Source organism: Pseudomonas sp. NFX71, assembly GCF_048079215.1.
Lineage (GTDB): Bacteria > Pseudomonadota > Gammaproteobacteria > Pseudomonadales > Pseudomonadaceae > Aquipseudomonas > Aquipseudomonas fluorescens_B.
The window spans coordinates 5916425-5942538 of record NZ_CP182230.1 but is presented as its reverse complement, the minus strand read 5'-3'; the positions used below and the strand labels follow the sequence as shown (position 1 = coordinate 5942538).

General features: G+C 58.2%; 18 protein-coding genes, 2 rRNA genes and 1 pseudogene. 10 read left to right on the top strand and 11 right to left on the bottom strand.

Going from position 1 to position 26114, the window contains the following annotated elements:
- Window positions 1–13: 13 nt before the first annotated feature.
- Together ACM1ZW_RS27495 and ACM1ZW_RS27490 are read right to left on the bottom strand one after the other, a co-directional pair.
- Window positions 14–1495 (bottom strand): glycosyltransferase family 2 protein, encoded by a 1482-nt coding sequence (locus ACM1ZW_RS27495; RefSeq protein WP_416739761.1) that lies wholly within the window; start codon window positions 1493–1495, stop codon window positions 14–16.
- Window positions 1496–1558: 63 nt separating this feature from the next.
- Window positions 1559–2869, bottom strand: coding sequence for a nucleotide sugar dehydrogenase (locus tag ACM1ZW_RS27490; RefSeq protein ID WP_414884469.1), 1311 nt, complete (start codon window positions 2867–2869; stop codon window positions 1559–1561).
- A 310-nt stretch (window positions 2870–3179) separates the two neighbouring features.
- Between ACM1ZW_RS27490 and ACM1ZW_RS27485 the strand changes: the two genes are divergently transcribed.
- Complete coding sequence (locus ACM1ZW_RS27485) at window positions 3180–3467, top strand: hypothetical protein (RefSeq protein WP_416739760.1); 288 nt, start codon at window positions 3180–3182, stop codon at window positions 3465–3467.
- Here the strand turns inward: ACM1ZW_RS27485 and ACM1ZW_RS27480 are convergent.
- The 5 genes from ACM1ZW_RS27480 to ACM1ZW_RS27460 form a co-directional block, all read right to left on the bottom strand.
- On the bottom strand, window positions 3464–4879 hold the full coding sequence (locus ACM1ZW_RS27480) for a purine-cytosine permease family protein (RefSeq protein WP_017338212.1): 1416 nt from the start codon (window positions 4877–4879) through the stop codon (window positions 3464–3466). The two genes, ACM1ZW_RS27485 and ACM1ZW_RS27480, sit on opposite strands and share 4 nt — an antisense overlap.
- 286 nt (window positions 4880–5165) lie before the next feature.
- Window positions 5166–6317: an acetylornithine deacetylase gene (gene argE / locus ACM1ZW_RS27475; RefSeq protein WP_416739759.1), complete on the bottom strand. Its 1152-nt coding sequence runs from the start codon at window positions 6315–6317 to the stop codon at window positions 5166–5168.
- Window positions 6314–6991: a DUF1028 domain-containing protein gene (locus ACM1ZW_RS27470; protein ID WP_017338214.1), complete on the bottom strand. Its 678-nt coding sequence runs from the start codon at window positions 6989–6991 to the stop codon at window positions 6314–6316. The genes argE and ACM1ZW_RS27470 overlap by 4 nt, the downstream gene beginning before the upstream one ends.
- A 93-nt stretch (window positions 6992–7084) precedes the next feature.
- Window positions 7085–7501, bottom strand: a complete 417-nt coding sequence (locus ACM1ZW_RS27465; RefSeq protein ID WP_017338215.1) for a RidA family protein — start codon at window positions 7499–7501, stop codon at window positions 7085–7087.
- A gap of 24 nt (window positions 7502–7525) precedes the next feature.
- Window positions 7526–8836 carry a flavin-containing monooxygenase gene (locus ACM1ZW_RS27460; RefSeq protein WP_416739758.1) on the bottom strand — a complete coding sequence of 437 codons (1311 nt, stop codon included), beginning with the start codon at window positions 8834–8836 and terminating at the stop codon, window positions 7526–7528.
- Window positions 8837–9028: 192 nt separating this feature from the next.
- Here ACM1ZW_RS27460 and ACM1ZW_RS27455 point away from each other — a divergent pair, with 192 nt between their 5' ends.
- A complete protein-coding gene (locus tag ACM1ZW_RS27455) occupies window positions 9029–9409 on the top strand; it encodes a RidA family protein (RefSeq protein WP_008027160.1) in 381 nt (126 codons plus the stop codon).
- Between the two features lie 140 nt (window positions 9410–9549).
- Here ACM1ZW_RS27455 and ACM1ZW_RS27450 read toward each other — a convergent pair whose 3' ends face one another.
- Window positions 9550–10422 (bottom strand): LysR substrate-binding domain-containing protein, encoded by an 873-nt coding sequence (locus tag ACM1ZW_RS27450; protein WP_416739757.1) that lies wholly within the window; start codon window positions 10420–10422, stop codon window positions 9550–9552.
- 134 nt (window positions 10423–10556) lie between these two features.
- Between ACM1ZW_RS27450 and ACM1ZW_RS27445 the strand changes: the two genes are divergently transcribed.
- From ACM1ZW_RS27445 to ACM1ZW_RS27425, 5 genes are read left to right on the top strand one after another with little or no spacing between them, the layout of a single operon-like run.
- Window positions 10557–11609 (top strand): agmatine deiminase family protein, encoded by a 1053-nt coding sequence (locus ACM1ZW_RS27445; RefSeq protein ID WP_414884474.1) that lies wholly within the window; start codon window positions 10557–10559, stop codon window positions 11607–11609.
- Between the two features lie 4 nt (window positions 11610–11613).
- Window positions 11614–12522, top strand: coding sequence for an N-carbamoylputrescine amidase (gene aguB, locus ACM1ZW_RS27440; RefSeq protein WP_414879000.1), 909 nt, complete (start codon window positions 11614–11616; stop codon window positions 12520–12522).
- Window position 12523: 1 nt separating this feature from the next.
- Entirely contained in the window at window positions 12524–13621 is a 1098-nt protein-coding gene (locus ACM1ZW_RS27435; RefSeq protein WP_416739756.1) for an extracellular solute-binding protein, read from the top strand.
- A 23-nt stretch (window positions 13622–13644) separates the two neighbouring features.
- Window positions 13645–14769, top strand: a complete 1125-nt coding sequence (locus ACM1ZW_RS27430; protein WP_416739755.1) for an agmatine deiminase family protein — start codon at window positions 13645–13647, stop codon at window positions 14767–14769.
- 40 nt (window positions 14770–14809) lie between these two features.
- Window positions 14810–15268 (top strand): metallophosphoesterase family protein, encoded by a 459-nt coding sequence (locus tag ACM1ZW_RS27425; protein ID WP_017338224.1) that lies wholly within the window; start codon window positions 14810–14812, stop codon window positions 15266–15268.
- 75 nt (window positions 15269–15343) lie between these two features.
- Here ACM1ZW_RS27425 and ACM1ZW_RS27420 read toward each other — a convergent pair whose 3' ends face one another.
- Both ACM1ZW_RS27420 and ACM1ZW_RS27415 read right to left on the bottom strand, forming a co-directional pair.
- Window positions 15344–16408: an alpha/beta fold hydrolase gene (locus ACM1ZW_RS27420; protein ID WP_416739754.1), complete on the bottom strand. Its 1065-nt coding sequence runs from the start codon at window positions 16406–16408 to the stop codon at window positions 15344–15346.
- Between the two features lie 181 nt (window positions 16409–16589).
- Entirely contained in the window at window positions 16590–17474 is an 885-nt protein-coding gene (locus ACM1ZW_RS27415; RefSeq protein ID WP_414878996.1) for a LysR substrate-binding domain-containing protein, read from the bottom strand.
- A gap of 157 nt (window positions 17475–17631) precedes the next feature.
- Between ACM1ZW_RS27415 and ACM1ZW_RS27410 the strand changes: the two genes are divergently transcribed.
- Window positions 17632–20655 (top strand): FAD-binding and (Fe-S)-binding domain-containing protein, encoded by a 3024-nt coding sequence (locus ACM1ZW_RS27410; RefSeq protein WP_416739753.1) that lies wholly within the window; start codon window positions 17632–17634, stop codon window positions 20653–20655.
- A 26-nt stretch (window positions 20656–20681) separates the two neighbouring features.
- On the opposite strand, the pseudogene ACM1ZW_RS27405 reads toward ACM1ZW_RS27410, so the two are convergent.
- Window positions 20682–20822, bottom strand: a pseudogene (locus tag ACM1ZW_RS27405) (TetR/AcrR family transcriptional regulator); the annotation flags it as partial.
- Window positions 20823–21253: 431 nt separating this feature from the next.
- On the opposite strand from ACM1ZW_RS27405, the gene ACM1ZW_RS27400 reads away from it, so the two are divergent.
- Both ACM1ZW_RS27400 and ACM1ZW_RS27395 read left to right on the top strand, forming a co-directional pair.
- A 16S ribosomal RNA gene (locus ACM1ZW_RS27400) occupies window positions 21254–22790 on the top strand.
- 300 nt (window positions 22791–23090) lie between these two features.
- Window positions 23091–25982, top strand: a 23S ribosomal RNA gene (locus tag ACM1ZW_RS27395).
- Together the 16S and 23S rRNA genes form the textbook arrangement of a ribosomal RNA operon.
- The last annotated feature ends 132 nt before the right edge of the window (window positions 25983–26114 follow it).

Below are 26114 nucleotides of genomic sequence, written 5' to 3'. Positions count from 1 at the left end.
CCTGACACCTGTGCTACACAATCCACATCAGCAGTGCGCAAAACACACTGCCAGCCGAAAACGTCATGGCCCGTGACGACCAGGTATTGAACCAGCGCTGATAGTTGGCCAGTCCGCGGTCGAGTTTGGTTTTCTGGCGCGTCCACGATTGCTGGTCGAGGCGGAAGAACACATAGATTTTCACCATGGCGCCGACCAGCTGGTTGTAATAGAGAATCAGTGGATAAGCCGGCCCGACCGGGTGCCCCGAAGCCAGCAACAGAAGACTCAGGATCAAGCGCGTCACGCCGATCCACAGCACATAGATCAGCAGATAGGCGAAGCTGTATTTGAGGCTGGCAATGATCGCCACTGAAGGCCCGAGCAGGCTGGCCCACATCGATACGCGTTGGTCCAGCAGCACCAGCGAGGTGAACCAGCCCAACCGCCGCACGCCCAGGTGCAGGGCTCGCGAGTTCTGCCGCAGGTTATTGCCATACCAGCGGAACATCAGCTTGCGGCTGGCCTTCAAGAAACTCTTTTCCGGGGGATGCTCGACGGTGTTGATTGCCGCATCGGGCACATAAAAGGTGTCGTAGCCAAGGCGCATCAGGCTGTACCAACTGGACTTGTCATCGCCGGTCAGGAAGCGGAAACGGCCCAGACGCCAATGCTGCAGATAATCGCGTTCAACGTCCTGGATAAACCCCGGGTCGGTCACCACCTGGGCGCGGAATACCGACATCCGCCCGGTCATTGTCAGCACTCGCTTGCCCAGTGCCATCGAACACATATTGATGTGCCGCTGGGCGAAACGCAGCTTGTGCCATTCGCTCATCAGGTAGCTGCCGCGCACCTCGCAGAACTCATTGGTGGTCAGCCCGCCGACGTTCGGAAACAGCTTGAACCAGGGCACGGTCTTGCGCACCAGTCCGGGTGAAAGCACGGTGTCGCCATCGACCACCGCCACCACCGCGTCGGCATCCGGCACATGCCGGGAGATGGCCCGAAAACCGTGGGCCAGGCCATCGCGCTTCCCCGTGCCGGGAATCCGTACAAAGCTCAGCTTGATCTGCTCCGGTGGGGTATAGCTGTCCCAGAGTGCTTTGATCAGCAGTTCATCGGCCAGCTCGACGATGGAGCAGACCACCGTGGTCGGGTAGCCACAACCGATGGCCTCTTCGATCACCGAGCGGTAAACCTGCGCCGTGGTCAACGCTTCGATGCGAAAACTGGTGACCAGCAAAAACACATGGGACGGATCGGCACTGCTGCCGAGCCGGGTGACTTTGCGTCTGTAGTAAGGGAACACCAGATAAAGGAACAGTAACCCCCGAAGGTAGTGGATAGCGCCCATCGAATAACGCCAGATACCGACCGCCCCCAGCAACAGGAGAAAGTCCCTGGATTGGGGATCGAAAACCGAGCGCGGCAGCATCAGTGCAAGCCACAACAGCGCGGTGACGTAGAACAGCCAGCCCGTCGCTTCGCGCAAATAATTCCTGGAATCAGCCATGCCTGTGACTCCTGTTCGATAAACCCGTATTGCCCGGGGTGCAGTTCGGCGATTCTCTAGCCCTTACCAGCAGATACCTTCGACCCGATCGTCACTGACGTTTGGCATGAAACCCACCAGGTCGACCACCTGCTTGCCTTCGGGCGCCTCAAGCGCAAAGGCTTTGAAGGACTCGTCACCGTTACCCAGAACAATGACCTCTGCCTCCTCGATCACTTTTGTCAGGTCTGCGCGCAACAGCGAAGCCAGGTGTGGAATCTTCGACTCGATGTAGTCCTTGTTGGCCCCGTAGATACGCGCGTATTCCACGTTGCGGTCGAAGATATGCAGGTCGTAGCCCTTGCCGATCAACATTTCGGCCAACTCGACCAGTGGACTTTCGCGCAGGTCATCGGTGCCCGCCTTGAAGCTCAGGCCGAGCAGGGCGATACGCCGTTTGCCGTAACTGGTGATGATGTCGAAGGCTCTTTGTACCTGCGCCGCATTGCTGCGCATGATCGAGGCCAGTAGCGGGTGCTCGACATCCAGTTGCCCGGCGCGATAGTTCAACGCACGCACATCCTTGGGCAGGCAGGAACCGCCGAACGCGAAACCGGGGCGCATGTAATAACGCGACAGGTTGAGTTTGGTGTCCTGGCAGACCACGTCCATCACATCGCGACCGTCCACGCCGACGGCCTTCGCGATATTGCCGATCTCATTGGCGAAGGTCACTTTTGTCGCGTGCCAGACATTGCAGGTGTACTTGATCATCTCCGCCACTTCGATGCTCCTGCGCAGGAGCGGCGCGTCCAGCTCCTGGTAGAGTGCGACGAGCATGTCACCGCTGCGCTGGTCGAATTCACCGATCACGGTCATGGGCGGGCAGTTGTAATCCTTGATTGCAGTGCTTTCGCGCAGGAACTCCGGGTTGATCGCCACGCCGAAGTCGACCCCGGCCTTCTTGCCGGAACAGTCTTCAAGAATCGGGATTACCACGTTCTTCACGGTGCCCGGCAGCACAGTGCTGCGCACCACCACCGTATGCCAACTGTCCTTGGTATGCAGGGCTTCGCCGATCTCGCGGCAGACCGACTCGATGTAGACCAGATCCAGATCGCCGTTCTTCTTGCAGGGCGTAGCGACGGCGATGAACGACATATCCGTGTCCATCACGGACGCTTTTACATTACTGGTACCCCGCAGCCGCCCAAACTGCACCCCCTGCTCGAGCAGAGCCTCCAGGCCTGGCTCAACGATGGGCGACTTGCCCTGATTGATCAGGTCGATTTTCACCTGAGAGATATCCACCCCGATTACGTCATGACCGCGAGCACAGAGACAGCCCGCGCATACAGCGCCCACATACCCCAAACCAAATATGCTGATACGCATCGGTGAGTTCCCCATATACCCTGATTCCGAAATGCCATCGACATGCCGCGGACACCGACAGTAACTCTGTCGGACCAACTAATCGGCTGTTTTGTATGGCGTTATACGCGACCCGCACTTGCAGAAATGAGAGTGTAGACAAACATATCAAAAGCACTGTCATTTTTTTTAACAGAAATTTCGAACACTTTTTGTGAACACAATAATTATTAGGATCCCAAAAGAGCGTGCCAAAGCAACAGCCATTTATCGAAAAATAAATATCAATTAAAACAGGTATATAGATGATTTATGGCGATTAGTCATAAGAATGGAAGGTGAATTTTTGCACCAAAAACAGGCGGTCAATTACATTGGTTTTCCGATGAGCACTGACGCGGTGCAACGCCAGCGTTACAACTTTTTTATCATGCCTTTTGAATTTTTCTTATTGTGTAAAGTTGCTGAGACATGTCAATTTTTGAATGTTTGTTTTATTGGCGCTTGTGTAAGGCGTCATAGTAAAAACATTGGAACTACAGAAAATGATCACGCAACAAAAAACCGCATCAGTGCGGTTTTTTGTTTACTCGCTTTGACAATCCGAAGCGGCGCTTAAAGGCTGTTGGCGAGTTTTCCGGTCGAGAGGCGGCGCTTGTAAGCGGTGTCGCGATTGGCCAGCCAATAGTAGAGCGGCGAGGTGATGATCAGGCCCACCAGCCAGGACAAGTCGGCCCCATTGATGTGCTCTGAAATCGGCCCGACATACAGCGGCGTGTTCATGAACGGAATCTGCACCGCAATCCCGATTGCATACGCCAACAACGCCTGCGGGTTGTACCGGCCATAGATCCCGCCATCGACCTTGAAGATCGAATGGATGTCGTACTGACCTTTGTGAATCGCGTAGAAGTCGATCAGGTTGATCGCGGTCCACGGCACCAGCACCACGAGCAGCACCAGCACCATGTCGACGAAATGGCCGATGAAGTTGGCGGAAGCGCCGACGGCGGCGAAGCAGCAGGCGGCGAGGATGATGATCGAGAGGACGGCACGGCTTTTGGCGGTGGGGATCCAGCGGTAGGCGAAGGTCTGGACCAGGGTGATCAGCGACAGCACGGCGCCGTAGAGGTTGAGGGCATTGTGGCTGATGACGCTGAGCAGGAACAGCACGAGCATCAGCGGGCCGATGGAGCCGGTGGCGAGTTTGACGGCGTCCATGGTGTCCATGCCGACGGGGGTGGCGAGCACGGCGACGGCGCCGAAGATGAATGAAAGGCTGGAGCCGAGCACGGTGCCCAGATAAGTCGTCCAGAACGTTGCGGCCACGGGCACGTTGGCCGGCAAGTAACGTGAGTAGTCGGAGACGTACGGCGCGAAGGCGATCTGCCAGAGCGCAGCGAGCGAGACCGTGGCCAGCCAGCCGGAAATGTTGAAGCTGCCACGGGTGAGGAAGTCGGCGGTCTGCACGTGGGTGAAGATGTAGCCGAAGCCGAGCACGATGCCGGCGCCGAGCACCCAGGTGCCGATGCGGTTGAGCACGTGGATGAAGCGGTAGCCGATGATGCCGATGATGCCGGAACCCAGGGCGCCGATGACGATGCCCACCGGCACCGGCACGCTGTCGACCACGCCGTGCAGGGACTTGCCGGCGAGGACGATGTTGGAGGCGAAGAAGCCGATGTACATGATGCCGGCGATCAGCACCACCAGCAGCGCGCCGAGGGAGCCGAACTGGGCGCGGCTCTGGATCATTTGTGGAATGCCCATCTGCGGGCCCTGGGCCGAGTGCAGCGCCATGAGCACGCCGCCGACCAGGTGGCCGACGAGGATGGCGACGATGCCCCACACCAGGTTCAGGTGGAACATCTGCACGCCAAGAGCGCCGGTGACGATGGGCAGCGGGGCGATGTTGCCGCCGAACCAGAGGGTGAACAGGTCACGGGTTTTGCCGTGGCGATCTTCGGGCGGCACATAGCCGATGGTGTGTTTTTCGATAAGCGGGGCGGAGGTTGTTGCTGCGGTAACCATGACGGACTCCAAGGCAATTTTGAGTACGTGGACGTACTTCGGTAAGCGCCGCGCGGGGACGACGCTTTTCTTGTTGGAGTTGATGATGTGCGGTGGATGGGGATAGATAAATTACAAAGATTGTTGGTATAGACGTTAAAAAATGTAGGTCGCCGGGCAGCCGAAAACCCTGTGGGAGCTAGCCTGCCAGCGATAGCGATCTGTCAGCCAAATCAGTGTTGACTGTCAAATCGCTATCGCTAGCAGGCTAGCTCCCACAGGGATTATGGGGTGTTCAGAATCTGTGTTATTCGCTGATTGATAGCAGCATCCGTTGCAGCATGGCGTCACAACCGTCCAATTGTTCGAGGCTGACGAATTCGTCCGGTTTGTGCCCTTGATCCATGCTGCCAGGGCCGCACACAACGGTGGGAATGCCAGCGGCGTCGAACAGGCCGCCCTCGGTGCCGAAGGCCACTGTGCCGAACGCTCGGGAGCCGCAGAATGCAGCGATCAACTCAGCCGCCTCGCTGTGTGCATCGGTCACTAATCCGGGGTATGCCGAGAGTTCACTGAAGCGAATCTCACTCTGTTCACTCACCGCACGCATTCGCGGCAGCACCTGCTGCTCGGCATAGGTTTTCAGTTCCCGGGCGACGTCGCTTGGATCATGTGAGGGCAGGGCACGGATCTCGAAATCGAAACGGCAATCGGCGGGGACGATGTTCAAGGCTTTGCCGCCGCCAATCACACCGGTTTGCACGGTGGAAAATGGCGGATCGAAACGCGCGTCGCGGTGCTCGGGCGCTTTGAGCCTGTTGCCGATCCGTCCCAGTTCACCGATCAGTTCGGCGGCATACTCAATGGCATTGACCCCAAGCGGCGCGTACGCCGAATGGCACGCGTGACCCTGGATATCGCAGCGCATCGCCAGTTTGCCCTTATGCCCGAGCACCGGTTTCAGCTCGGTCGGCTCGCCGATGATGCACAGCATCGGTTTGACTGGCCATTGTTCCAGCGCCGCCAGCAACGAGCGCACGCCGAGGCAGCCGATTTCTTCATCATACGAAAGCGCAATGTGCACCGGCCGTCGCAACGAGGCGTTCACCAACGAAGGAACGAGGGCGAGCACGCAGGCAATGTAGCCTTTCATGTCCGCGGTACCGCGACCGAACAACTTGCCGTCGTGCTCGGTGAGTTCGAACGGCGCGACGGTCCACGGCTGGCCATCGACGGGCACCACGTCGGTGTGCCCCGACAGCACGATGCCCGGCTTGTCCGCCGGGCCGATGGTGGCGAACAGGTTGGCCTTGCTGCGCTGCTCGTTGTAGATCAGTTCGCATGGCACGTCGAAGCTCGCGAGGTAGTCGCGGACAAATTCGATGAGCTGCAGGTTTGATTCGCGGCTCGTGGTGTCGAATGCCACTAACGTCGCCAGCAAATCGCGGCTGGCGCTCATCGGTCGTCTCCGGCGACACCGTACCCTGGGGATTTGTCCGGGGCGAGGGCACGGTCGATGTAGTCCTGGACTTGCGGGCAGTAGGCAACCCAGAGCTTTTCCAACTGGCCGATGGGATCATCGTCCGCCCAATCGACCCGCAGGTTGATGATCGGCCAGGTCAGTTCGCCGACCACCACCATCGCCGCCGAATGCACCGGCCCGGCTTCGCCACCGGCGGCGATGGCGGCTTTCATCGCGGCGAGCAAGCGGTCGGCCAGTTGCCCTTCGCCGTGTTCGAAGGCTTCAACCATGGCTTCGATCACCGAGCGGTCCGCGAGCATGTTGCCGGCGGCGACGCATTGTTCGCCGGACACGGCGTTGTGGTTACCCAAGGTTTGCGCGCCACTGAAATGAGCGGTCTGGCCAAGGTGGTCAATCGCCGTGATCTGCCGGTATTGGCTGTAGCCATTGCGCGTGAGGACTTTGTCCAGCGCTTCCGCCGGGGCGAGGCCTTGCTCCATCAGGGCGAGGACGTCCGGGCCGAGGGACGGGAGGGTGATGTTCTGTGTGGAGACGGCACCGACACCCGGCAGCAGCCAGGGGCAGCGGGCGCCGACGGCGATGCTGGAGGAACTGATCGCAATGCCGAACTGACCGGTTTCCGGGCAACGGGCGGCGATGGAGAAGGTCATGGGGTTTGCTCCTTGGTTTGCCTTGGCGAATGTGGTGTCTTGGCTGGCCTCTTCGCGGGCAAGCCAGCGATGGACGCGACGCGGTGTCCCTGCTTACTCGGGAATCACCGCAATCACATCAATCTCCATCAACCACTGCGGTTGCCCCAACGCCGACACCACCAACCCGGTCGAAATCGGAAACACGCCTTTGAGCCACTTGCCGACTTCCTGATACACCGGCTCGCGATACCGCGGATCGATCAGGTACGTGGTGGTTTTGACGATGTGGCTCAGGTCACTGCCAGCTTCTTCCAGCAACTGCTTGACGTTGCGCATGGCCTGTTCGGCCTGGGCTCGCGGGTCACCGAGACCGACCAGTCTGCCTTCGAAATCCGTCCCGACCTGGCCACGAACATAAACCGTGTTGCCCGCGCGGACGGCTTGGCACAGGTCGTTGTCCAGGCTCTGGTTCGGATAGGTTTCCTTGGTGTTGAACATGCGGATACGGGTATGGGTTGGCGTGGACATTTGTCGCTCCTGGCAGAAAAAGGTTTAAGCACTGACCGTGGTTTTATGGGCGAGCGGGGCTTTGTCAGCCTCGCGTTGCGCCGCGTCGTGGTAGTCGAGATAGGAGCGTTGAATGGCGATGTGATCCGCCACGTATTTGGCATCGTGCCAAACGCCCCAGATGAACGAAGACCCGCGACGCGACTGCCATGGCAGTCCGAGGAAATACACACCCGGTTCGCTCGACACGCCGCGCTGATGCCGTGGTTTGCCCTTGTCGTCGAAGGCGTCAACGTTGAGCCAGCTGTAATCCGTGGCAAAACCGGTGGCCCAGATGATCGAGGTCACGCCGGCCTTGGCCAGGTCGAGTTCAAGAATCGGCTGGGTCACGCATTCCGGGTCGGGGAAGGTGATGCGCGCTTCAGGTTCTTCCGGCAAGTCCAGGCCGTTGCGTTCGATGTAAGCGTCGGCGGCGTTGAGCAACGCCAGATAATTCTCGTCGCCGCGTGCCAGGTTCTCCGCCAGGTTCGGTTGGAAAGTCGCCACGCCGCCATTGAATGATTGAGTCAGACCGACCAGCGTCATTCCGCGATGGGCGAGGCCTCGGAAGTCCACGGTGCGGCCGCCATGCGCGCCACTCACCGCGATGGTGACGTGTTCCCGCCCCGGCTTCATCGCCGCCTGGTCCCACTCGCCGAGCACGCCCAGCCACCAGCAGAAATCCCGGTTGCGATAGGCGCGAGGAGGGCGGTCGTGGGCGCCGACGGAGAGGTAAACCTGCTTGCCGGCACGTTGCAGTTCATCGGCGATCTGCACGCCCGACGAGCCGGCGCCGACCACCAGAACAGCGCCTTCAGGCAATTGCTGCGGATTGCGGTAATCGGCGGAGTGAATCTGCAGGAACGGCTGATCCTGCGGCGCAATCGGCGGAATGACCGGACGCTGGAACGGCCCGGTGGCGGCGACCACGCGGTTGGCCTCGATCACACCTTCAGAGGTTTCAATGGTGAAGCCTGGCCGACCGACGTTGCGTTCAACCTTCAGCACATCCACACCGGTGCGGATCGGCGCGTTGAATTTCCTCGCGTAGGCTTCGAAGTAATCGGCGACACGCTCTTTCGGCGCAAACGCATCGGGGCTGAGGTCGTCAAAATCAAGACCCGGAAAGCGGTCATGCCACGCCGGACCATTGGCCACCAGCGAATCCCAGCGCCCGGTGCGCCAGCGCTCGGCAATGCGGTTGCGCTCCAGCACCAGGTGCGGCACGCCCAGTTTGCTCAGGTGTTCACTCATGGCCACGCCAGCCTGACCGGCGCCAACAATCAGCGTATCTGTTTTTGTTTTTTCAGTGGTCATCTCAATACCCTTCGACGTTGGAGTCAGGTCGCGAACGGCCTGCCATTTCTTGGGCTCAAGACTAGGGATGACCCTGGTATCGGTAAAATATTATTAAGCTGGCATTTGAGTATAAATAACTGAGGCAGAGCGTTTGATTCAGCAGGGCGGTAAACTGGCCGCCACCTTTTTTCCCTCGAACAAGAGATCCCCATGGCGAACCAAGACATCACCTTCACCCCCGATCCCGATGCGGATTCCATCTCCTCCGATGTGGCCGGCTTCAACGGTATCCTGGTCTCCACGCAGATCCCGACCCGCGCCGACGGCAGCCTGGAACTGGGCGACATCACCCTGCAGAGCGAGTGCACGTTGCAGGCATTGAAGGTGGCGCTGGAGCGCGCCGGCAGTTCCATGGACCGGGTCATGCACCTGACCATCTACCTCACCGACATGGCCGACCGCGCCGCGTTCAATGAGGTTTACAAGCGTTTCTTCGCCAAGCCGTGGCCGGTTCGCGCCGCGGTAGGCGTGGCGTCGCTGGCGGTGGAAGGCATGCGTGTGGAAGTGACCGCGATGGCGGCCAAGGGCTGAGTTCGCGAGCGTGATACACGACCTGTAGGAGCCGGCTTGCTGGCGATCGAGTACGCCTCGGTTTTTCAGGAACACCGCGGTGACGTGAGCGCCAGCAAGCCGGCTCCTGCAACGACGGCGCTTTTTCGGAACGCTGTTCGTTACATCGTGTCGCTGGCGGGGGCCAGGTTACCCAGCAACCACTCGATAAAACTCCGCGCCAGGGGATTGTTCTCGCTGTCCCGGTGAGTCAGCAACGCCCAGTTCGGCCCGCGAATGGTTTCCTCTACCAACGGTTGCAGCAACCCGCTGTCACGCGCTTGTCGACTCAATAGCTGACTGACCAGCGCGATCCCAAGCCCTGCGCACGCCGCATCCAGCAGCAACCCGGGGTCGGAAAAATTCAAGCCCTGGTCCTTCTGTCCCACATCGATACCAGCCTCCACGGCCCAATGACTCCAGTCCATTTCCCGCTCGCCGTGAAGGGTCGTGCGTTGTTCGATAGGCACCGCCAGCACATCGGGGTGGCAGGCCGGATAGAGGCGGTCGGCGTGCAGCACCTTGAAACTGCATTCAGCCTGGGAGCTGATGTCATCGCGCACCGCGAGGTCGATGGTCTGGGTGGTCAGGTCCGGGACTTCGTCGGTGCTGAAAATCCACAGATCGACTTCCGGATGCTGACGCCGAAAATCCCCCAGCCGTGGCAGCAACCAGTGCCGGGCGAATGTCGGCGTGGTGTTGAGCACCAGTTGGTTGGGTTTCTGGTATTGCCCCAGACGCCGAATGCCAACCGCCAGTTGCTGCAATAACGCCTGGGTAGTGCTGAGCAAATCGTGACCGGCATCGGTCAGGCTGACGCTGCGTCCGCTGCGGAAAAACAGCGGCTGCTCAAGGTACGCCTCAAGGGTTCGAATCTGCTGACTGATCGCCGATTGGGTCAGGTGCAGTTCGTCGGCAGCCTTGTGGAAACTGCCCAGCCGGGCGGCTGCTTCAAAGCCGCGAAGGGTGCTGAGCGGGGGCCAGTGCTTGAGCATATCGATAAGTTCCTCTAATCACTTTTCTGCAAAATCCATCGTTTGTTAGCCCGTTTTTACGGCCGTAGCATGCATGCAAAGACCGCCAAGGTCATTTTCATTGAACACAATGACTTAACTCAAGGGTGCTTGTCATGCAGCAGAACGAACATCAACACACGGGCTGGTGGATGCCGGCAGAATGGGTAAAACACGCCGCGACCTGGATGGTCTGGCCGCACAACCAGGCACTCTGGGAGTCGGGGTGGCGCGTGACCCTGGCGCAAGTGCAAAAGGATTTTGCCGGGGTCGCCAATGCCATCGCCCGGTTCGAGCCGGTGAAAATGGTGGTCGATCCGTCGGCTGTGGCGAGTGCCCATGCGTTGTGCGGACCCAACATCGAGCTGATCGAATTGGCGGTGAACGACAGTTGGTGCCGCGACTCCGGCCCAAGCTTCGTCTGCCACGCGCAACAAGGCCTCGCCGGGGTGAGCTGGCGCTTCAACGCGTGGGGCGGCAAGTCGGCGCACGATCTGGACGAAGGCCTGGCGCGTCGTGCACTCAATCACCTTGGCTTGCCGTGCTTTGGCACACCGCTGAGCAACGAAGGCGGGGCGATTCATGTGGACGGCGAGGGCACGCTGATCACCACCGAGTCGGTGTTGCTCAATCCCAACCGCAATCCCGGGATGAACAAGGCAGAGATGGAGGAGATTTTCACCCGCCTGCTGGGCGTGAAAAAAACCATCTGGCTGCCGGGCGATCCGGACTACGTGACCGGCGACATGACCGACGGCCATGTCGATGGCGTCTGTGCGTTCGCACGCCCCGGCGTATTGCTGGTGGATGCCACTCACGACAAGCAGTCGGTGTATGCCGAAGTGGCCCGAGAAAACCGCCGCGCACTGGAGCTGGCCACCGATGCCCAAGGCCGGAAGTTCGAGCTGATCGAGCTCTATGAAGCCACCGATGCGGTGGACACCGAAGCCGAAGTGTTCTGCGCTTCCTACACCAACTTCTACATCGCCAACGGCGCAATCATCATGCCGGCCTATGGCATCGATGCCGACCAGGTAGCCGCCGAAGTACTGGCACAGGCATTCCCGGGACGCGAAGTGGTGCCGGTGCGGATCAATCACCTGGCCCATGGCGGCGGCGGGGTGCATTGCATCACCCAGCAGCAGCCTGCCTGGCCAGTGAAGGGGTGATGCCATGACCTTTATGACGATTGCCACCACCCAAATGCCCTGCACCTGGGACTTGCCCTACAACCTTGATCTTGCCGAACAACTGGTCCGTGAGGCGGCCTCGAAGGGCGCTCAGGTCATCCTGTTGCAGGAGCTCTTTGCCACGCCGTATTTCTGCATCGAGCAAAGCCACAAACACTTGGCGCTGGCCGAAGAATACCGCTACAGCCGCGTACTCAAACGCTTTGCCGCATTGGCCAAGGAGTTGGGCGTGGTGCTGCCGCTGAGCTGGTTCGAGAAAGCCGGCAACGCCTACTTCAATTCCTTGAGCGTGGCCGATGCCGACGGGCGTCTGCTGGGGGTGTACCGCAAGACCCACATCCCCAACGCCATCGGTTATCAGGAGAAGGAATACTTCAGCCCCGGCGATACCGGCTTCCGGGTCTGGGACACCGCGTTCGGGCGCATCGGCGTGGGGATCTGCTGGGACCAGTGGTTTCCCGAGACCGCACGCTGCCTGGCATTGATGGGCGCCGAGGTGTTGCTGTTTCCGACGGCGATCGGCTCTGAACCTGGCTGCGCAGCGCTGGATTCACGGGATCACTGGCAGATGACGATGCGTGGTCACGCGGCGGCGAACATCTTGCCGGTGGTGGCGGCCAATCGCGTCGGTCGAGAAGTGGCGACCACCGATCCGACCCTGCAAATGAGCTTCTACGGCTCGTCCTTCATCTGCAACCACAAGGGCAAATTGCTCGCCGAGGCCGACCGCGACAGCACCGGCGTGCTGGTGCACAGCCTCGACCTGGCCGCCATGCGCGAAGAACGCCTGAGCTGGGGCATCTACCGAGACCGGCGCCCGGACATGTACGGCGCGTTGTTGAGTCAGGACGGTCGTCACCTTCATGCACGCTGGAACACTCAAGGAGTTTGATATGCGCATTCCGCACACGCTGTTGCTCGGCGCCTTGGGCTTGGCACTGGCCTCGTCATCGCTGCACGCCGAAGAGAAAACCCTCAGGTTGTACAACTGGGCCGATTATTTTGCCGAAGACACCCTGACGCGATTCACCGCCGAGACCGGCATCCAGGTGATTTACGACGTCATGGATGGCAGCGAAACACTGGAGGCCAAGATGCTCGCCGGCGGCAGCGGTTATGACCTGATCTTCCCCGGCGATACGGTGGCGGAACGCTTGATGCGCGCCGGAAGCCTGCTGCCGCTGGACCGATCAAAGCTCACCTCCCTGGATGACATCGAGCCCGGTTTGCAGAAGCTGCGCCGGCAATATGAAACCTCGAGTCAGGCTACCGTGCCTTACACCTGGGGCACCATCGGCCTGACCTACAATGATGAGCAGATCAAACAGCGCGTGCCGAATGCGCCGGTCAACAGCCTCGACATGTTGTTCAAACCGGAACTGGCCGGCCAGTTGGCCGACTGCGGTATCTCGATGATCGACTCGCCGGATGAAGTGCTCGCCGTCGTGCTCAATTATCTGGGCCGTGAGCCGCGCAGCGCCAAACCCGAAGACCTCGCGGCCGCGAGTGAACTGCTGATGAAACTGCGCCCGCACATTCGCAAGTTCCAGTCGCAACCGGTAACCGATCTGGTGAACGGCAACCTGTGCGTGTCGCTCGGTTACAGCGGCGACATGACCCAGGCGCAGAGGACGTCAGACAGTGCCGGCAAGCACACGAAGTTCGAGTACCGCATTCCCCGCGAAGGCACCACGGTGTGGATGGACACCATGGCCATTCCGGTCGACGCCAAACATCCGGAATACGCCTACGCGTTCATCAACTTCGTCATGCGTCCGGAGAACATGGCGGCCATCAGTAACTTCACCGGCTACCCGACATCCAACGCCAAGGCACGCCCGAGCGTCGATGCGACGATGCGCAACAACCCGGACATCTATCTTGATGAAGCCACTTATGCGCGGCTGATACCGGGCAAGGACATTCCGCAGTCCGACATGCGCGCGCGGATGCGCACCTGGACCAAATTCAAGACGGCCACGGCGAAATGAGCCAATTTTCAAAGGATCACTGCATGTCGACGCGTCGTGAGTTCATCAAACAGATATCGGTATTGGCGGGTGTGGGGGCGGCAGCGTCATTCGGATTGGGTCTGACGCCCCTGCAAGTGCACGCGGCGGCGCAGGGCAGTTGGCGGATGCCCGATGAAGGTGACCGGCACGCACAAGCGTTCATCGCCTTTGGCGCGCAAGAGGCCATCTGGGAAGACTTCACGGGTGATGTGCAAGCGGCGCTTGGCGGGATTGCGCGGACCATCGCCCGCTATGAGCCGGTGACCGTTTTCTGCCGCCCGCTCGAGCGGAGCCAGGCGCAGGAACATTGCGGTACTGCCAATATTACTTATGTCACCACCGAACTCGACGACATCTGGATGCGCGACACCGGCGCCAACTTCGTCATCGACGGGCAGGGTGGACTCGGCGCCGTGGATTTCAATTTCAACGGCTGGGGCGACAAACAGCAGCATGCCCACGATGCGCATCTGGCGGCTCAAGTGGCCGACACGGCGGATGCCCATTATCTGCGCAGCGAATTGGTGGGCGAGGGTGGCGGCATCGAAGTGGATGGCCACGGTACCGGGATCATGACCGAGAGCAGCTGGATCAACCGCAATCGTAACCCTGACTGGAGCAAGGCCGACGTCGAGCAAGAACTGAAAGACCGGCTCGGCCTGCGCAAGATCATTTGGCTGCCAGGTATAAAAGGAAAAGACATCACCGATGCCCATGTGGATTTCTACGCCCGCTTCGTGAAACCCGGCGTTGTGATCGCCAACCTCGACAACGACCCTGAGTCCTACGACTACAACGTCACGCGGGCCCATCTGGATATTCTGAAAAATGCCACGGATGCCGAGGGTCGAAAACTGCAGGTCCATACCGTGTCGCCACCGCTCAATCCGCGAAAGAGTCAATTCAGTCGCAACAACCCGGATTTTGCGGCCGGCTACATCAACTACTTCGTGATCAACGGCGCGGTCATTGCGCCGGAGTTTGGTGACAAGGTGGCAGATGCCAAGGCGTTTGCAGTGTTATCCGGGCTCTATCCGGATCGAGAGGTGGTGCAACTGAACATAGACGCCATTTCCGCCGGGGGTGGCGGTATACATTGTGTGACCAGTCATCAGCCGTTGGTTTAGTCTGGAGGTTCCACTGCTTGAATCTGGTCTGGAGCGTTGCATGAAGGTTGGCGTGATTTCCGATACCCATGGTTTGCTCCGCCCTGAGGCGCTTGCCGCGCTGGAGGGGTGTGAGCGGATCATTCATGCGGGCGACATCGGCAGCGTCGATATTCTCGATCAACTGGCGTTGATCGCTCCCCTGCATGTCGTGCGCGGGAACAATGACCTGGACGCTCCTTGGGCCGAACATATCGCAGATAATTTGCGTTTCGATCTCAACGGATGGGGGACGTTGCTGGTGCACGACATCGCCGATGTCCCGGTCGTACTCGATGCGGCCATCAAGCTGATAGTCACCGGCCATTCGCACAAGCCACTCGTGGAATGGCGTGGCGAACGGCTCTACCTCAATCCCGGCAGTGCGGGACGCAGGCGCTTCAAATTGCCGGTGACGCTGGCGCTACTGGAGGTATTGGAGACGGCAATAGCGCCACGTCTGGTCTCGCTGCTGGAGTGATTCTCGCAAAAACAAACGGCTCGTAAAACGAGCCGTCGTTGTGAGGAGGCTTAGCGGGGAAAGGTCAGATCAACCTCACAGGTGATCCGCATCAATCACGGCCTTGGCGAACGCCTTCGGATCTTCCTGCGGCAGGTTGTGACCGATGCCACCGTTGATCAGCCGGAACTCGTATTTACCGGTGAAGCGCTTGGCGTAGTCCTCGGGATTAGGGTGCGGTGCGCCGTTGGCATCGCCTTCAAGCGTGATGGTCGGCACGCTGATGGACGGCGCCGTGGCCAGTTTCTGCTCCAGCGCTTCGTATTGAGGCTCGCCCTGCACCATGCCCAGGCGCCAGCGGTAGTTGAATACGGTGATCTCGACGTGGTCCGGGTTCTCCAGCGCCTTGGCGCTGCGGTCGAACGTCGCGTCATCGAACGCCCATTTCGGCGAAGCCAGCTGCCAGATCAACTTGGCGAAGTCGTGGGTGTTTTTCTCGTACCCGGCACGACCGCGGTCGGTGGCGAAGTAGAACTGATACCACCACTGCAATTCAGCCTTGGGTGGCAGCGGGTTTTTACCGGCCGCCTGGTTGCCGATCAGGTAACCGCTGACCGAGACCAGCGCCTTGACCCGTTCTGGCCACAACGCCGAGACGATGTCGGCGGAACGTGCGCCCCAGTCATAGCCACCGAGCACGGCTTGTTTGATCTTCAGCGCATCCATGAAGTCGATGACGTCGCTGGCCAGCGCAGCCGGTTGGCCGTTGCGCACGGTTTTCTCGGACAGGAAATGGGTATCGCCATAACCACGCGCATACGGCATCAGCACTCGATAGCCCTTCGCGGCCAGCAACGGTGCGACCTCGTCATAACTGTGAATGTCGTAAGGCCAGCCGTGCAGAAGAATCACCACCGGTCCGTCGGCCGGGCCGGTTTCGGCGTAAGCCACATCCAGCAGTCCGGCCTTGATGTGCTTCAGTGGGCCGAATGGGGAGGGGGTTGTGTAAGTGACGTCAGCCTTGATCGCGGCGGGTTGTGCAACGGTGGTCGATTGGGCGTTGGCTGCACCGATAGCGCCAAACAGGGCGAGCGCGAGAATCGATGAGCCGACCAGACGGCGGTGGGTTTTAGCGTTTTTGTTTTGCAGTGCCATCTTCATCCTGATGTCTCCGTTGCAAGCCATTGGCCAGGGGGTCTGGCTGATCCCCTTGAAACCGTGTGTGCATTTGAACGCGATGACGTATCTGGGCTGTGTCGAATCGGCGGCCGGGTGAAAACTTATGTATCAGAAAGATAGACAGATACAAAGTGATACAAAGAGGCGAATCAGCCGGCGTTGGTCAGATCTGTTCCAGCAACCAGCTGCGGAACGCGATCAGCGACGGCAGCCTTTCGTTGCGCGGTGGATAGGTCAGGTAGTAACTGCGTTGACTGGCGAAGGGCAGGCCGAGGCTGATCAGCTCGGCGTTGGCCAGCTCGTCGGTCACCAGGATGCGCGGCACCAGACCGATGCCGATGCCGGCCCTGACGGCCTGGATCAAGTGCGAGGTGAGTTCGAAACTCGGTCCCAGGCGCATCATTCGATGGGGCAGGCCGTGGTGGCTGAACCATTCGCCCCAAACGTTGGCATTGTTCGCGACGTTGAGCAGCGTCTGTCCGCCAATGCGTTCCGGGGTCCAGGTGTCATGGGCCTCGGCCGCTTGCGGCGACATGATCACCATCAACTCTTCCGTGTGCAGACGATGGCTGATCAGGCCTGGCAGGTCGGCATTGCCGACGACGATCGCGGCATCGATGCCGCTGGTTTCGAAGTCGATCGCATCGATCCGGGAACTGATGTGCACCAGCATGCCGGGATGGGTTTTGTAGAAATCGTGAAGACGCGGCAGTAGCCACTTCGAGCCGAACGTTGGCAGGGTGGCCAGGCGCAAGGTTCCGCTGCCCGATTGATACGCCATCGCCTGTAACGTGGCGCTGCGGATGCGTCCGAGCGCGTCACTCATTTCCCGCTGATAGAGGCGGCCGACATCGGTCAACTGCACTTGCCGGCCTTCACGGCGAAACAGCGTCAGGCCCAGTTGCTGCTCCAGCGCCTGGACTTGCCGGCTGACGGCGCTTTGGGTCAGTGAGAGCTCCATCGCGGCGCGGGTGTAGCTTTCATGCCGGGCGGCGGCTTCAAAGGCCAGCAGCAACGACATGGAGGGAGTGAGGTGGCGGTAATTCATTCGTAAAAGTCATCGATAGCGGCAGGATTATCCGTTTGTCCGGCGCCACAGCCTGCAGGATCATTGGCGCAGCCGACGACCTGAGGCTGACCGATTAATGCTCAGGCGACAAGTGTTTTGATTTTTCCGTGTTAGACCTACAAGAGAACATTTTGCGATGATCGCCCAGCTGCATACGGATGCCCTCGCTGCACAGTACCCGGAATTTCTTCAAGCCCTGCGTGCCAGCGGCTTCCGCGGTCAGCTCAGTGCCGACTACGCCACCCGTACCGTGCTGGCAACGGACAACTCGATTTATCAGCGCCTGCCGCAAGCAGCGGTATTCCCGCTGGACGCCGACGACATCGTGCGCATCGCTGCATTGATGGCCGAACCGCGCTTTCGCCAGATCAAGCTGACCCCGCGTGGCGGCGGCACCGGCACCAACGGCCAGTCGTTGACCGATGGCATCGTGGTCGACTTGTCGCGGCACATGAACACAATTCTTGAAATCAACGTCGCCGAGCGTTGGGTGCGAGTGCAGGCCGGCGTGGTCAAGGATCAGCTCAATGCCGCGCTCAAGCCCCATGGCCTGTTCTTCGCACCGGAGCTGTCAACGTCCAACCGTGCCACCGTGGGCGGCATGATCAACACTGATGCCAGTGGCCAGGGCAGTTGCACCTACGGCAAGACCCGCGATCATGTGCTGGAACTGCACAGCGTGCTGCTCGGTGGTGAGCGCTTGCACAGCCATCCGCTTTCCGTCTCTGAGTTGGAGGCAGCCTGCGCACAGCCCGGGCGCATCGGCGAGGTGTACCGCACAGCGCGCCAGATACAGGAAACCCAGGCCGACCTGATCGAGTCGATATTCCCCAAACTCAATCGCTGCCTGACCGGTTACGACCTGGCGCACCTGCGCGACGAGCGCGGGCGTTTCAACCTCAATAGCGTGCTGTGCGGCGCGGAAGGGTCGTTGGGCTACATCGTCGAGGCCAAGCTCAACGTGCTGCCGATTCCCAGGTATTCGGTGTTGGTGAATGTGCGCTACAGCAGCTTCATGGATGCGCTGCGCGACGCCAACGCGTTACTGGCGCACAAGCCGCTGTCCATCGAGACGGTGGACTCCAAAGTGTTGATGCTGGCGATGAAAGACATCGTCTGGCACAGCGTCGCCGAGTATTTTCCGGCGGACGCCGAGTGCCCGACGCTGGGCATCAATCTGGTCGAGTTCAGCGGGGAAGACCTGACGGACGTGAACGCTCGAGTGGCGTCGTTCGTCGAGCATCTGCAGGCCGACACGACCATCGAGCGGCTGGGCCACACGCTGGCCGAGGGTGCCGAGGCGGTGACCCGTGTCTACGCCATGCGTAAACGTTCCGTCGGGCTGTTGGGCAACGTCGAAGGTGAGGTTCGGCCGCAGCCTTTCGTTGAAGACACCGCCGTGCCGCCGGAGAAGCTGGCCGACTACATCACTGAGTTTCGTGCGTTGCTCGACAGCTATGGTCTGACTTACGGCATGTTCGGTCACGTCGATGCCGGCGTGTTGCATGTGCGCCCGGCGCTGGACATGAAAGATCCGGCCCAGGCAGCGCTGGTCAAACCGATTTCCGATGCCGTGGCCGAGCTGACGCGACGTTATGGCGGACTGCTGTGGGGTGAGCACGGCAAGGGCTTGCGCTCGGAATATGTCCCCGAGTTTTTTGGCGAACTGTACCCGGCGCTGCAATCGCTCAAGGGCGCGTTCGACCCGCACAATCAGCTCAACCCCGGCAAAATCTGCACACCACCGGATGCTGCCCAAGGCTTGCTCAAGGTCAACGAAGTCACGCTGCGCGGTGATCTGGATCGGCAAATCGACGAGCGCGTGTGGCAAAGTTTCGGCACCGCCATGCACTGCAACGGTAACGGCGCCTGCTACAACTACGATCCCAACGATGCGATGTGCCCGTCGTGGAAAGCCACCCGTGAACGCCAGCATTCACCGAAGGGCAGGGCGTCATTGATTCGCGAATGGTTGCGCCTGCAGGGTGCGGCCAATATTGATGTACTGGAAGCGGCCCGGGGCAAGTTGTCGTGGTTGAGCGGGTTGCCAGCGCGGTTGCGTAACAACATGGCGCGTTCGCGGGGTGAGGCGGATTTCTCCCACGAGGTGTACGACGCGATGGCGGGCTGTCTGGCCTGTAAATCCTGTGCAGGGCAATGCCCGGTCAAGGTCAACGTCCCGGAATTCAGATCGCGTTTTCTGGAGCTGTATCACGGTCGCTATCAACGTCCGCTTCGTGACTACCTGATCGGTTCGCTGGAGTTCACCATTCCCTATATGGCCTACGCGCCGGGCCTGTACAACGCAGTGATGGGCGCGAAATGGATGAGCCGCCTGCTTGAGCGAGGCGTCGGCATGCTCGACAGTCCGTTGATCAGCCGTTACGACTTGCAGGCGACGTTGACCCGCTGCAACGTCGTTGTCGCTAGCGTGCCGGCCCTGCGCGAACTGACCGCTGCGCAACGTCAGCGTAGCGTGGTGTTGGTTCAAGATGCCTTCACCCGTTACTTCGAAACCCCATTGCTGGCGAGCTTTATCGAGTTGGCGCACCAGCTGGGTTATCGGATTTTCTTGGCGCCCTACAGCGCCAACGGCAAGCCTTTGCACGTACAGGGCTTCCTCGGCGCATTCGCCAGGGCAGCGATCCGCAACGCCAGTCAGCTCAAGGCGCTGGCTGACTGTGAAGTACCGCTGGTGGGGTTGGACCCGGCGATGACGCTGGTCTATCGCCAGGAATATCAGAAAGTGCCGGGGCTCAACGGGTGCCCGAAGGTTCTGCTGCCCCAGGAGTGGCTCTTTGATGTGCTGCCTGAAAAGTCTCATCCCGCCCCACAGACATTCCGTTTGCTGGCGCACTGCACCGAGAAGACCAACGTCCCGGCCAGTACTTCGCAATGGGAAGCGGTGTTTGCCCGGCTCGGGCTCAAGCTGGTGACCGAGGCGACGGGCTGTTGCGGGATGTCCGGGACCTACGGCCATGAAGCGCGAAACCAGGACACTTCGCGGACCATTTTCGAACAGTCATGGGCGGGCAAGCTGGACAAGGCGGGCGAAGCGCTGGCGACGGGGTACTCGTGCCGAAGCCAGGTCAAGCGCCTGGCCAGCAAGCAACTGCGCCATCCGCTGGAAGTGGTGTTGGAGCATGCGCGCCTTAAATGAAAGGACTTGAGTCGTCCTTTGGGCCGTCAAGTGGCTGTCGAAACGCTGGCCTGCTCCTCTTTCTCGGGAGCAGCAGGCCATGCATTGATGACCGACTGCAGGAACTGCTCGGACAACTCAGGGTTGTCCAGCGCCCTGGCAATCAGCATCGCTCCCGCGATCGACGACGAGGGTGGGACAGTGGAGGCAAAAAAAGGTGTAGCAACGAACGGATGCTGACTTGGTCTGGTTCCTTGATAAGGAAAAGAATTTTGAGACGGGGGGTTGACCACGTATTTTAATCCTGTACTATTCGCCTCCCGCTAGCGAGCAGATCAATGTTTGCCTGGCTTAAGTAGTTGATTTCATTAGTGAAATTAGAAACTTTTAAGGTTGCTACATGAGGTCGCTTGCTGTAGGATGCGCACCTCGGTTGAGACGAAAGATCTTAACCAACCGCTCTTTAACAACTGAATCAAGCAATTCGTGTGGGTGCTTGTGGAGTCAGACTGATAGTCAACAAGATTATCAGCATCACAAGTTACTCCGCGAGAAATCAAAGATGTAACCAACGATTGCTGAGCCAAGTTTAGGGTTTCTTAAAAACCCAAAGATGTTTGAACTGAAGAGTTTGATCATGGCTCAGATTGAACGCTGGCGGCAGGCCTAACACATGCAAGTCGAGCGGTAGAGAGAAGCTTGCTTCTCTTGAGAGCGGCGGACGGGTGAGTAATGCCTAGGAATCTGCCTGGTAGTGGGGGATAACGCTCGGAAACGGACGCTAATACCGCATACGTCCTACGGGAGAAAGCAGGGGACCTTCGGGCCTTGCGCTATCAGATGAGCCTAGGTCGGATTAGCTAGTTGGTGAGGTAATGGCTCACCAAGGCGACGATCCGTAACTGGTCTGAGAGGATGATCAGTCACACTGGAACTGAGACACGGTCCAGACTCCTACGGGAGGCAGCAGTGGGGAATATTGGACAATGGGCGAAAGCCTGATCCAGCCATGCCGCGTGTGTGAAGAAGGTCTTCGGATTGTAAAGCACTTTAAGTTGGGAGGAAGGGCATTAACCTAATACGTTGGTGTCTTGACGTTACCGACAGAATAAGCACCGGCTAACTCTGTGCCAGCAGCCGCGGTAATACAGAGGGTGCAAGCGTTAATCGGAATTACTGGGCGTAAAGCGCGCGTAGGTGGTTCGTTAAGTTGGATGTGAAATCCCCGGGCTCAACCTGGGAACTGCATTCAAAACTGACGAGCTAGAGTATGGTAGAGGGTGGTGGAATTTCCTGTGTAGCGGTGAAATGCGTAGATATAGGAAGGAACACCAGTGGCGAAGGCGACCACCTGGACTGATACTGACACTGAGGTGCGAAAGCGTGGGGAGCAAACAGGATTAGATACCCTGGTAGTCCACGCCGTAAACGATGTCAACTAGCCGTTGGGAGCCTTGAGCTCTTAGTGGCGCAGCTAACGCATTAAGTTGACCGCCTGGGGAGTACGGCCGCAAGGTTAAAACTCAAATGAATTGACGGGGGCCCGCACAAGCGGTGGAGCATGTGGTTTAATTCGAAGCAACGCGAAGAACCTTACCAGGCCTTGACATCCAATGAACTTTCCAGAGATGGATTGGTGCCTTCGGGAACATTGAGACAGGTGCTGCATGGCTGTCGTCAGCTCGTGTCGTGAGATGTTGGGTTAAGTCCCGTAACGAGCGCAACCCTTGTCCTTAGTTACCAGCACGTTATGGTGGGCACTCTAAGGAGACTGCCGGTGACAAACCGGAGGAAGGTGGGGATGACGTCAAGTCATCATGGCCCTTACGGCCTGGGCTACACACGTGCTACAATGGTCGGTACAGAGGGTTGCCAAGCCGCGAGGTGGAGCTAATCCCACAAAACCGATCGTAGTCCGGATCGCAGTCTGCAACTCGACTGCGTGAAGTCGGAATCGCTAGTAATCGCGAATCAGAATGTCGCGGTGAATACGTTCCCGGGCCTTGTACACACCGCCCGTCACACCATGGGAGTGGGTTGCACCAGAAGTAGCTAGTCTAACCTTCGGGAGGACGGTTACCACGGTGTGATTCATGACTGGGGTGAAGTCGTAACAAGGTAGCCGTAGGGGAACCTGCGGCTGGATCACCTCCTTAATCGACGACATCAGCTGCTCCATAAGTTCCCACACGAATTGCTTGATTCACTGTAGAGGCGATAGACATCCATAGGGTTGTCTTTTTTCGTTAGAGTTTAGAAATGAATATTCGCACATGAATATTGATTTCTAGTCTTTGATTAGATCGTTCTTTAAAAATTTGGGTATGTGATAGAAAGATAGACTGAACGTTACTTTCACTGGTAACGGATCAGGCTAAGGTAAAATTTGTGAGTTTAATCGCGAATTTTCGGCGAATGTCGTCTTCACAGTATAACCAGATTGCTTGGGGTTATATGGTCAAGTGAAGAAGCGCATACGGTGGATGCCTTGGCAGTCAGAGGCGATGAAAGACGTGGTAGCCTGCGAAAAGCTTCGGGGAGTCGGCAAACAGACTTTGATCCGGAGATGTCTGAATGGGGGAACCCACCTAACATAAGTTAGGTATCTTAAGCTGAATACATAGGCTTAAGAAGCGAACCAGGGGAACTGAAACATCTAAGTACCCTGAGGAAAAGAAATCAACCGAGATTCCCTTAGTAGTGGCGAGCGAACGGGGACTAGCCCTTAAGTGGCTTTGAGATTAGCGGAACGCTCTGGAAAGTGCGGCCATAGTGGGTGATAGCCCTGTACGCGAAAATCTCTTAGTCATGAAATCGAGTAGGACGGAGCACGAGAAACTTTGTCTGAATATGGGGGGACCATCCTCCAAGGCTAAATACTACTGACTGACCGATAGTGAACTAGTACCGTGAGGGAAAGGCGAAAAGAACCCCGGAGAGGGGAGTGAAATAGATCCTGAAACCGTATGCGTACAAGCAGTGGGAGCCCACTTTGTTGGGTGACTGCGTACCTTTTGTATAATGGGTCAGCGACTTATTTTCAGTGGCGAGCTTAACCGAATAGGGGAGGCGTAGCGAAAGCGAGTCTTAATAGGGCGTCTAGTCGCTGGGAATAGACCCGAAACCGGGCGATCTATCCATGGGCAGGTTGAAGGTTGGGTAACACTAACTGGAGGACCGAACCGACTACCGTTGAAAAGTTAGCGGATGACCTGTGGATCGGAGTGAAAGGCTAATCAAGCTCGGAGATAGCTGGTTCTCCTCGAAAGCTATTTAGGTAGCGCCTCATGTATCACTGTAGGGGGTAGAGCACTGTTTCGGCTAGGGGGTCATCCCGACTTACCAAACCGATGCAAACTCCGAATACCTACAAGTGCCGAGCATGGGAGACACACGGCGGGTGCTAACGTCCGTCGTGAAAAGGGAAACAACCCAGACCGTCAGCTAAGGTCCCAAAGTTATGGTTAAGTGGGAAACGATGTGGGAAGGCTTAGACAGCTAGGAGGTTGGCTTAGAAGCAGCCACCCTTTAAAGAAAGCGTAATAGCTCACTAGTCGAGTCGGCCTGCGCGGAAGATGTAACGGGGCTCAAACCATACACCGAAGCTACGGGTATCACTTAGGTGATGCGGTAGAGGAGCGTTCTGTAAGCCTGTGAAGGTGAGTTGAGAAGCTTGCTGGAGGTATCAGAAGTGCGAATGCTGACATGAGTAACGACAATGGGTGTGAAAAACACCCACGCCGAAAGACCAAGGTTTCCTGCGCAACGTTAATCGACGCAGGGTTAGTCGGTCCCTAAGGCGAGGCTGAAAAGCGTAGTCGATGGAAAACAGGTTAATATTCCTGTACTTCTGGTTATTGCGATGGAGGGACGGAGAAGGCTAGGCCAGCTTGGCGTTGGTTGTCCAAGTTTAAGGTGGTAGGCTGGAATCTTAGGTAAATCCGGGATTCTAAGGCCGAGAGCTGATGACGAGTGTTCTTTTAGAACACGAAGTGGTTGATGCCATGCTTCCAAGAAAAGCTTCTAAGCTTCAGGTAACCAGGAACCGTACCCCAAACCGACACAGGTGGTTGGGTAGAGAATACCAAGGCGCTTGAGAGAACTCGGGTGAAGGAACTAGGCAAAATGGCACCGTAACTTCGGGAGAAGGTGCGCCGGTGAGGGTGAAGGACTTGCTCCGTAAGCTCATGCCGGTCGAAGATACCAGGCCGCTGCGACTGTTTATTAAAAACACAGCACTCTGCAAACACGAAAGTGGACGTATAGGGTGTGACGCCTGCCCGGTGCCGGAAGGTTAATTGATGGGGTTAGCTAACGCGAAGCTCTTGATCGAAGCCCCGGTAAACGGCGGCCGTAACTATAACGGTCCTAAGGTAGCGAAATTCCTTGTCGGGTAAGTTCCGACCTGCACGAATGGCGTAACGATGGCGGCGCTGTCTCCACCCGAGACTCAGTGAAATTGAAATCGCTGTGAAGATGCAGTGTATCCGCGGCTAGACGGAAAGACCCCGTGAACCTTTACTATAGCTTTGCACTGGACTTTGAATTTGCTTGTGTAGGATAGGTGGGAGGCTTTGAAGCGTGGACGCCAGTTCGCGTGGAGCCAACCTTGAAATACCACCCTGGCAACTTTGAGGTTCTAACTCAGGTCCGTTATCCGGATCGAGGACAGTGTATGGTGGGTAGTTTGACTGGGGCGGTCTCCTCCTAAAGAGTAACGGAGGAGTACGAAGGTGCGCTCAGACCGGTCGGAAATCGGTCGTAGAGTATAAAGGCAAAAGCGCGCTTGACTGCGAGACAGACACGTCGAGCAGGTACGAAAGTAGGTCTTAGTGATCCGGTGGTTCTGTATGGAAGGGCCATCGCTCAACGGATAAAAGGTACTCCGGGGATAACAGGCTGATACCGCCCAAGAGTTCATATCGACGGCGGTGTTTGGCACCTCGATGTCGGCTCATCACATCCTGGGGCTGAAGCCGGTCCCAAGGGTATGGCTGTTCGCCATTTAAAGTGGTACGCGAGCTGGGTTTAGAACGTCGTGAGACAGTTCGGTCCCTATCTGCCGTGGACGTTTGAGATTTGAGAGGGGCTGCTCCTAGTACGAGAGGACCGGAGTGGACGAACCTCTGGTGTTCCGGTTGTCACGCCAGTGGCATTGCCGGGTAGCTATGTTCGGAATAGATAACCGCTGAAAGCATCTAAGCGGGAAACTAGCCTCAAGATGAGATCTCACTGGGACCTTGAGTCCCCTGAAGGGCCGTCGAAGACTACGACGTTGATAGGTTGGGTGTGTAAGCGCTGTGAGGCGTTGAGCTAACCAATACTAATTGCCCGTGAGGCTTGACCATATAACACCCAAGCAATTTGCTGACTCGAAAGAGCACCAGATTGCGGTGTGTGAAGACGAAACGAACCGAAAGTTCGAGAACAAACACACAAACTATCGCATACCCATTCGCTGGAGCGTGAACCTGAAAAGG

Coding starts and splice junctions, on each gene's coding strand:
- ACM1ZW_RS27465 (WP_017338215.1), bottom strand. CDS start 7,501: ATGTCCACGCCAACCCATACCCGTATCCGCATGTTCAACACCAAGGAA.
- ACM1ZW_RS27485 (WP_416739760.1), top strand. CDS start 3,180: ATGGAAGGTGAATTTTTGCACCAAAAACAGGCGGTCAATTACATTGGT.
- ACM1ZW_RS27455 (WP_008027160.1), top strand. CDS start 9,029: ATGGCGAACCAAGACATCACCTTCACCCCCGATCCCGATGCGGATTCC.
- ACM1ZW_RS27420 (WP_416739754.1), bottom strand. CDS start 16,408: ATGAAGATGGCACTGCAAAACAAAAACGCTAAAACCCACCGCCGTCTG.
- ACM1ZW_RS27480 (WP_017338212.1), bottom strand. CDS start 4,879: ATGGTTACCGCAGCAACAACCTCCGCCCCGCTTATCGAAAAACACACC.
- ACM1ZW_RS27470 (WP_017338214.1), bottom strand. CDS start 6,991: ATGACCTTCTCCATCGCCGCCCGTTGCCCGGAAACCGGTCAGTTCGGC.
- ACM1ZW_RS27495 (WP_416739761.1), bottom strand. CDS start 1,495: ATGGCTGATTCCAGGAATTATTTGCGCGAAGCGACGGGCTGGCTGTTC.
- ACM1ZW_RS27460 (WP_416739758.1), bottom strand. CDS start 8,836: ATGACCACTGAAAAAACAAAAACAGATACGCTGATTGTTGGCGCCGGT.
- ACM1ZW_RS27410 (WP_416739753.1), top strand. CDS start 17,632: ATGATCGCCCAGCTGCATACGGATGCCCTCGCTGCACAGTACCCGGAA.
- aguB (WP_414879000.1), top strand. CDS start 11,614: ATGACCTTTATGACGATTGCCACCACCCAAATGCCCTGCACCTGGGAC.
- ACM1ZW_RS27425 (WP_017338224.1), top strand. CDS start 14,810: ATGAAGGTTGGCGTGATTTCCGATACCCATGGTTTGCTCCGCCCTGAG.
- ACM1ZW_RS27450 (WP_416739757.1), bottom strand. CDS start 10,422: ATGCTCAAGCACTGGCCCCCGCTCAGCACCCTTCGCGGCTTTGAAGCA.
- ACM1ZW_RS27435 (WP_416739756.1), top strand. CDS start 12,524: ATGCGCATTCCGCACACGCTGTTGCTCGGCGCCTTGGGCTTGGCACTG.
- ACM1ZW_RS27490 (WP_414884469.1), bottom strand. CDS start 2,869: ATGCGTATCAGCATATTTGGTTTGGGGTATGTGGGCGCTGTATGCGCG.
- ACM1ZW_RS27445 (WP_414884474.1), top strand. CDS start 10,557: ATGCAGCAGAACGAACATCAACACACGGGCTGGTGGATGCCGGCAGAA.
- ACM1ZW_RS27415 (WP_414878996.1), bottom strand. CDS start 17,474: ATGAATTACCGCCACCTCACTCCCTCCATGTCGTTGCTGCTGGCCTTT.
- ACM1ZW_RS27430 (WP_416739755.1), top strand. CDS start 13,645: ATGTCGACGCGTCGTGAGTTCATCAAACAGATATCGGTATTGGCGGGT.
- argE (WP_416739759.1), bottom strand. CDS start 6,317: ATGAGCGCCAGCCGCGATTTGCTGGCGACGTTAGTGGCATTCGACACC.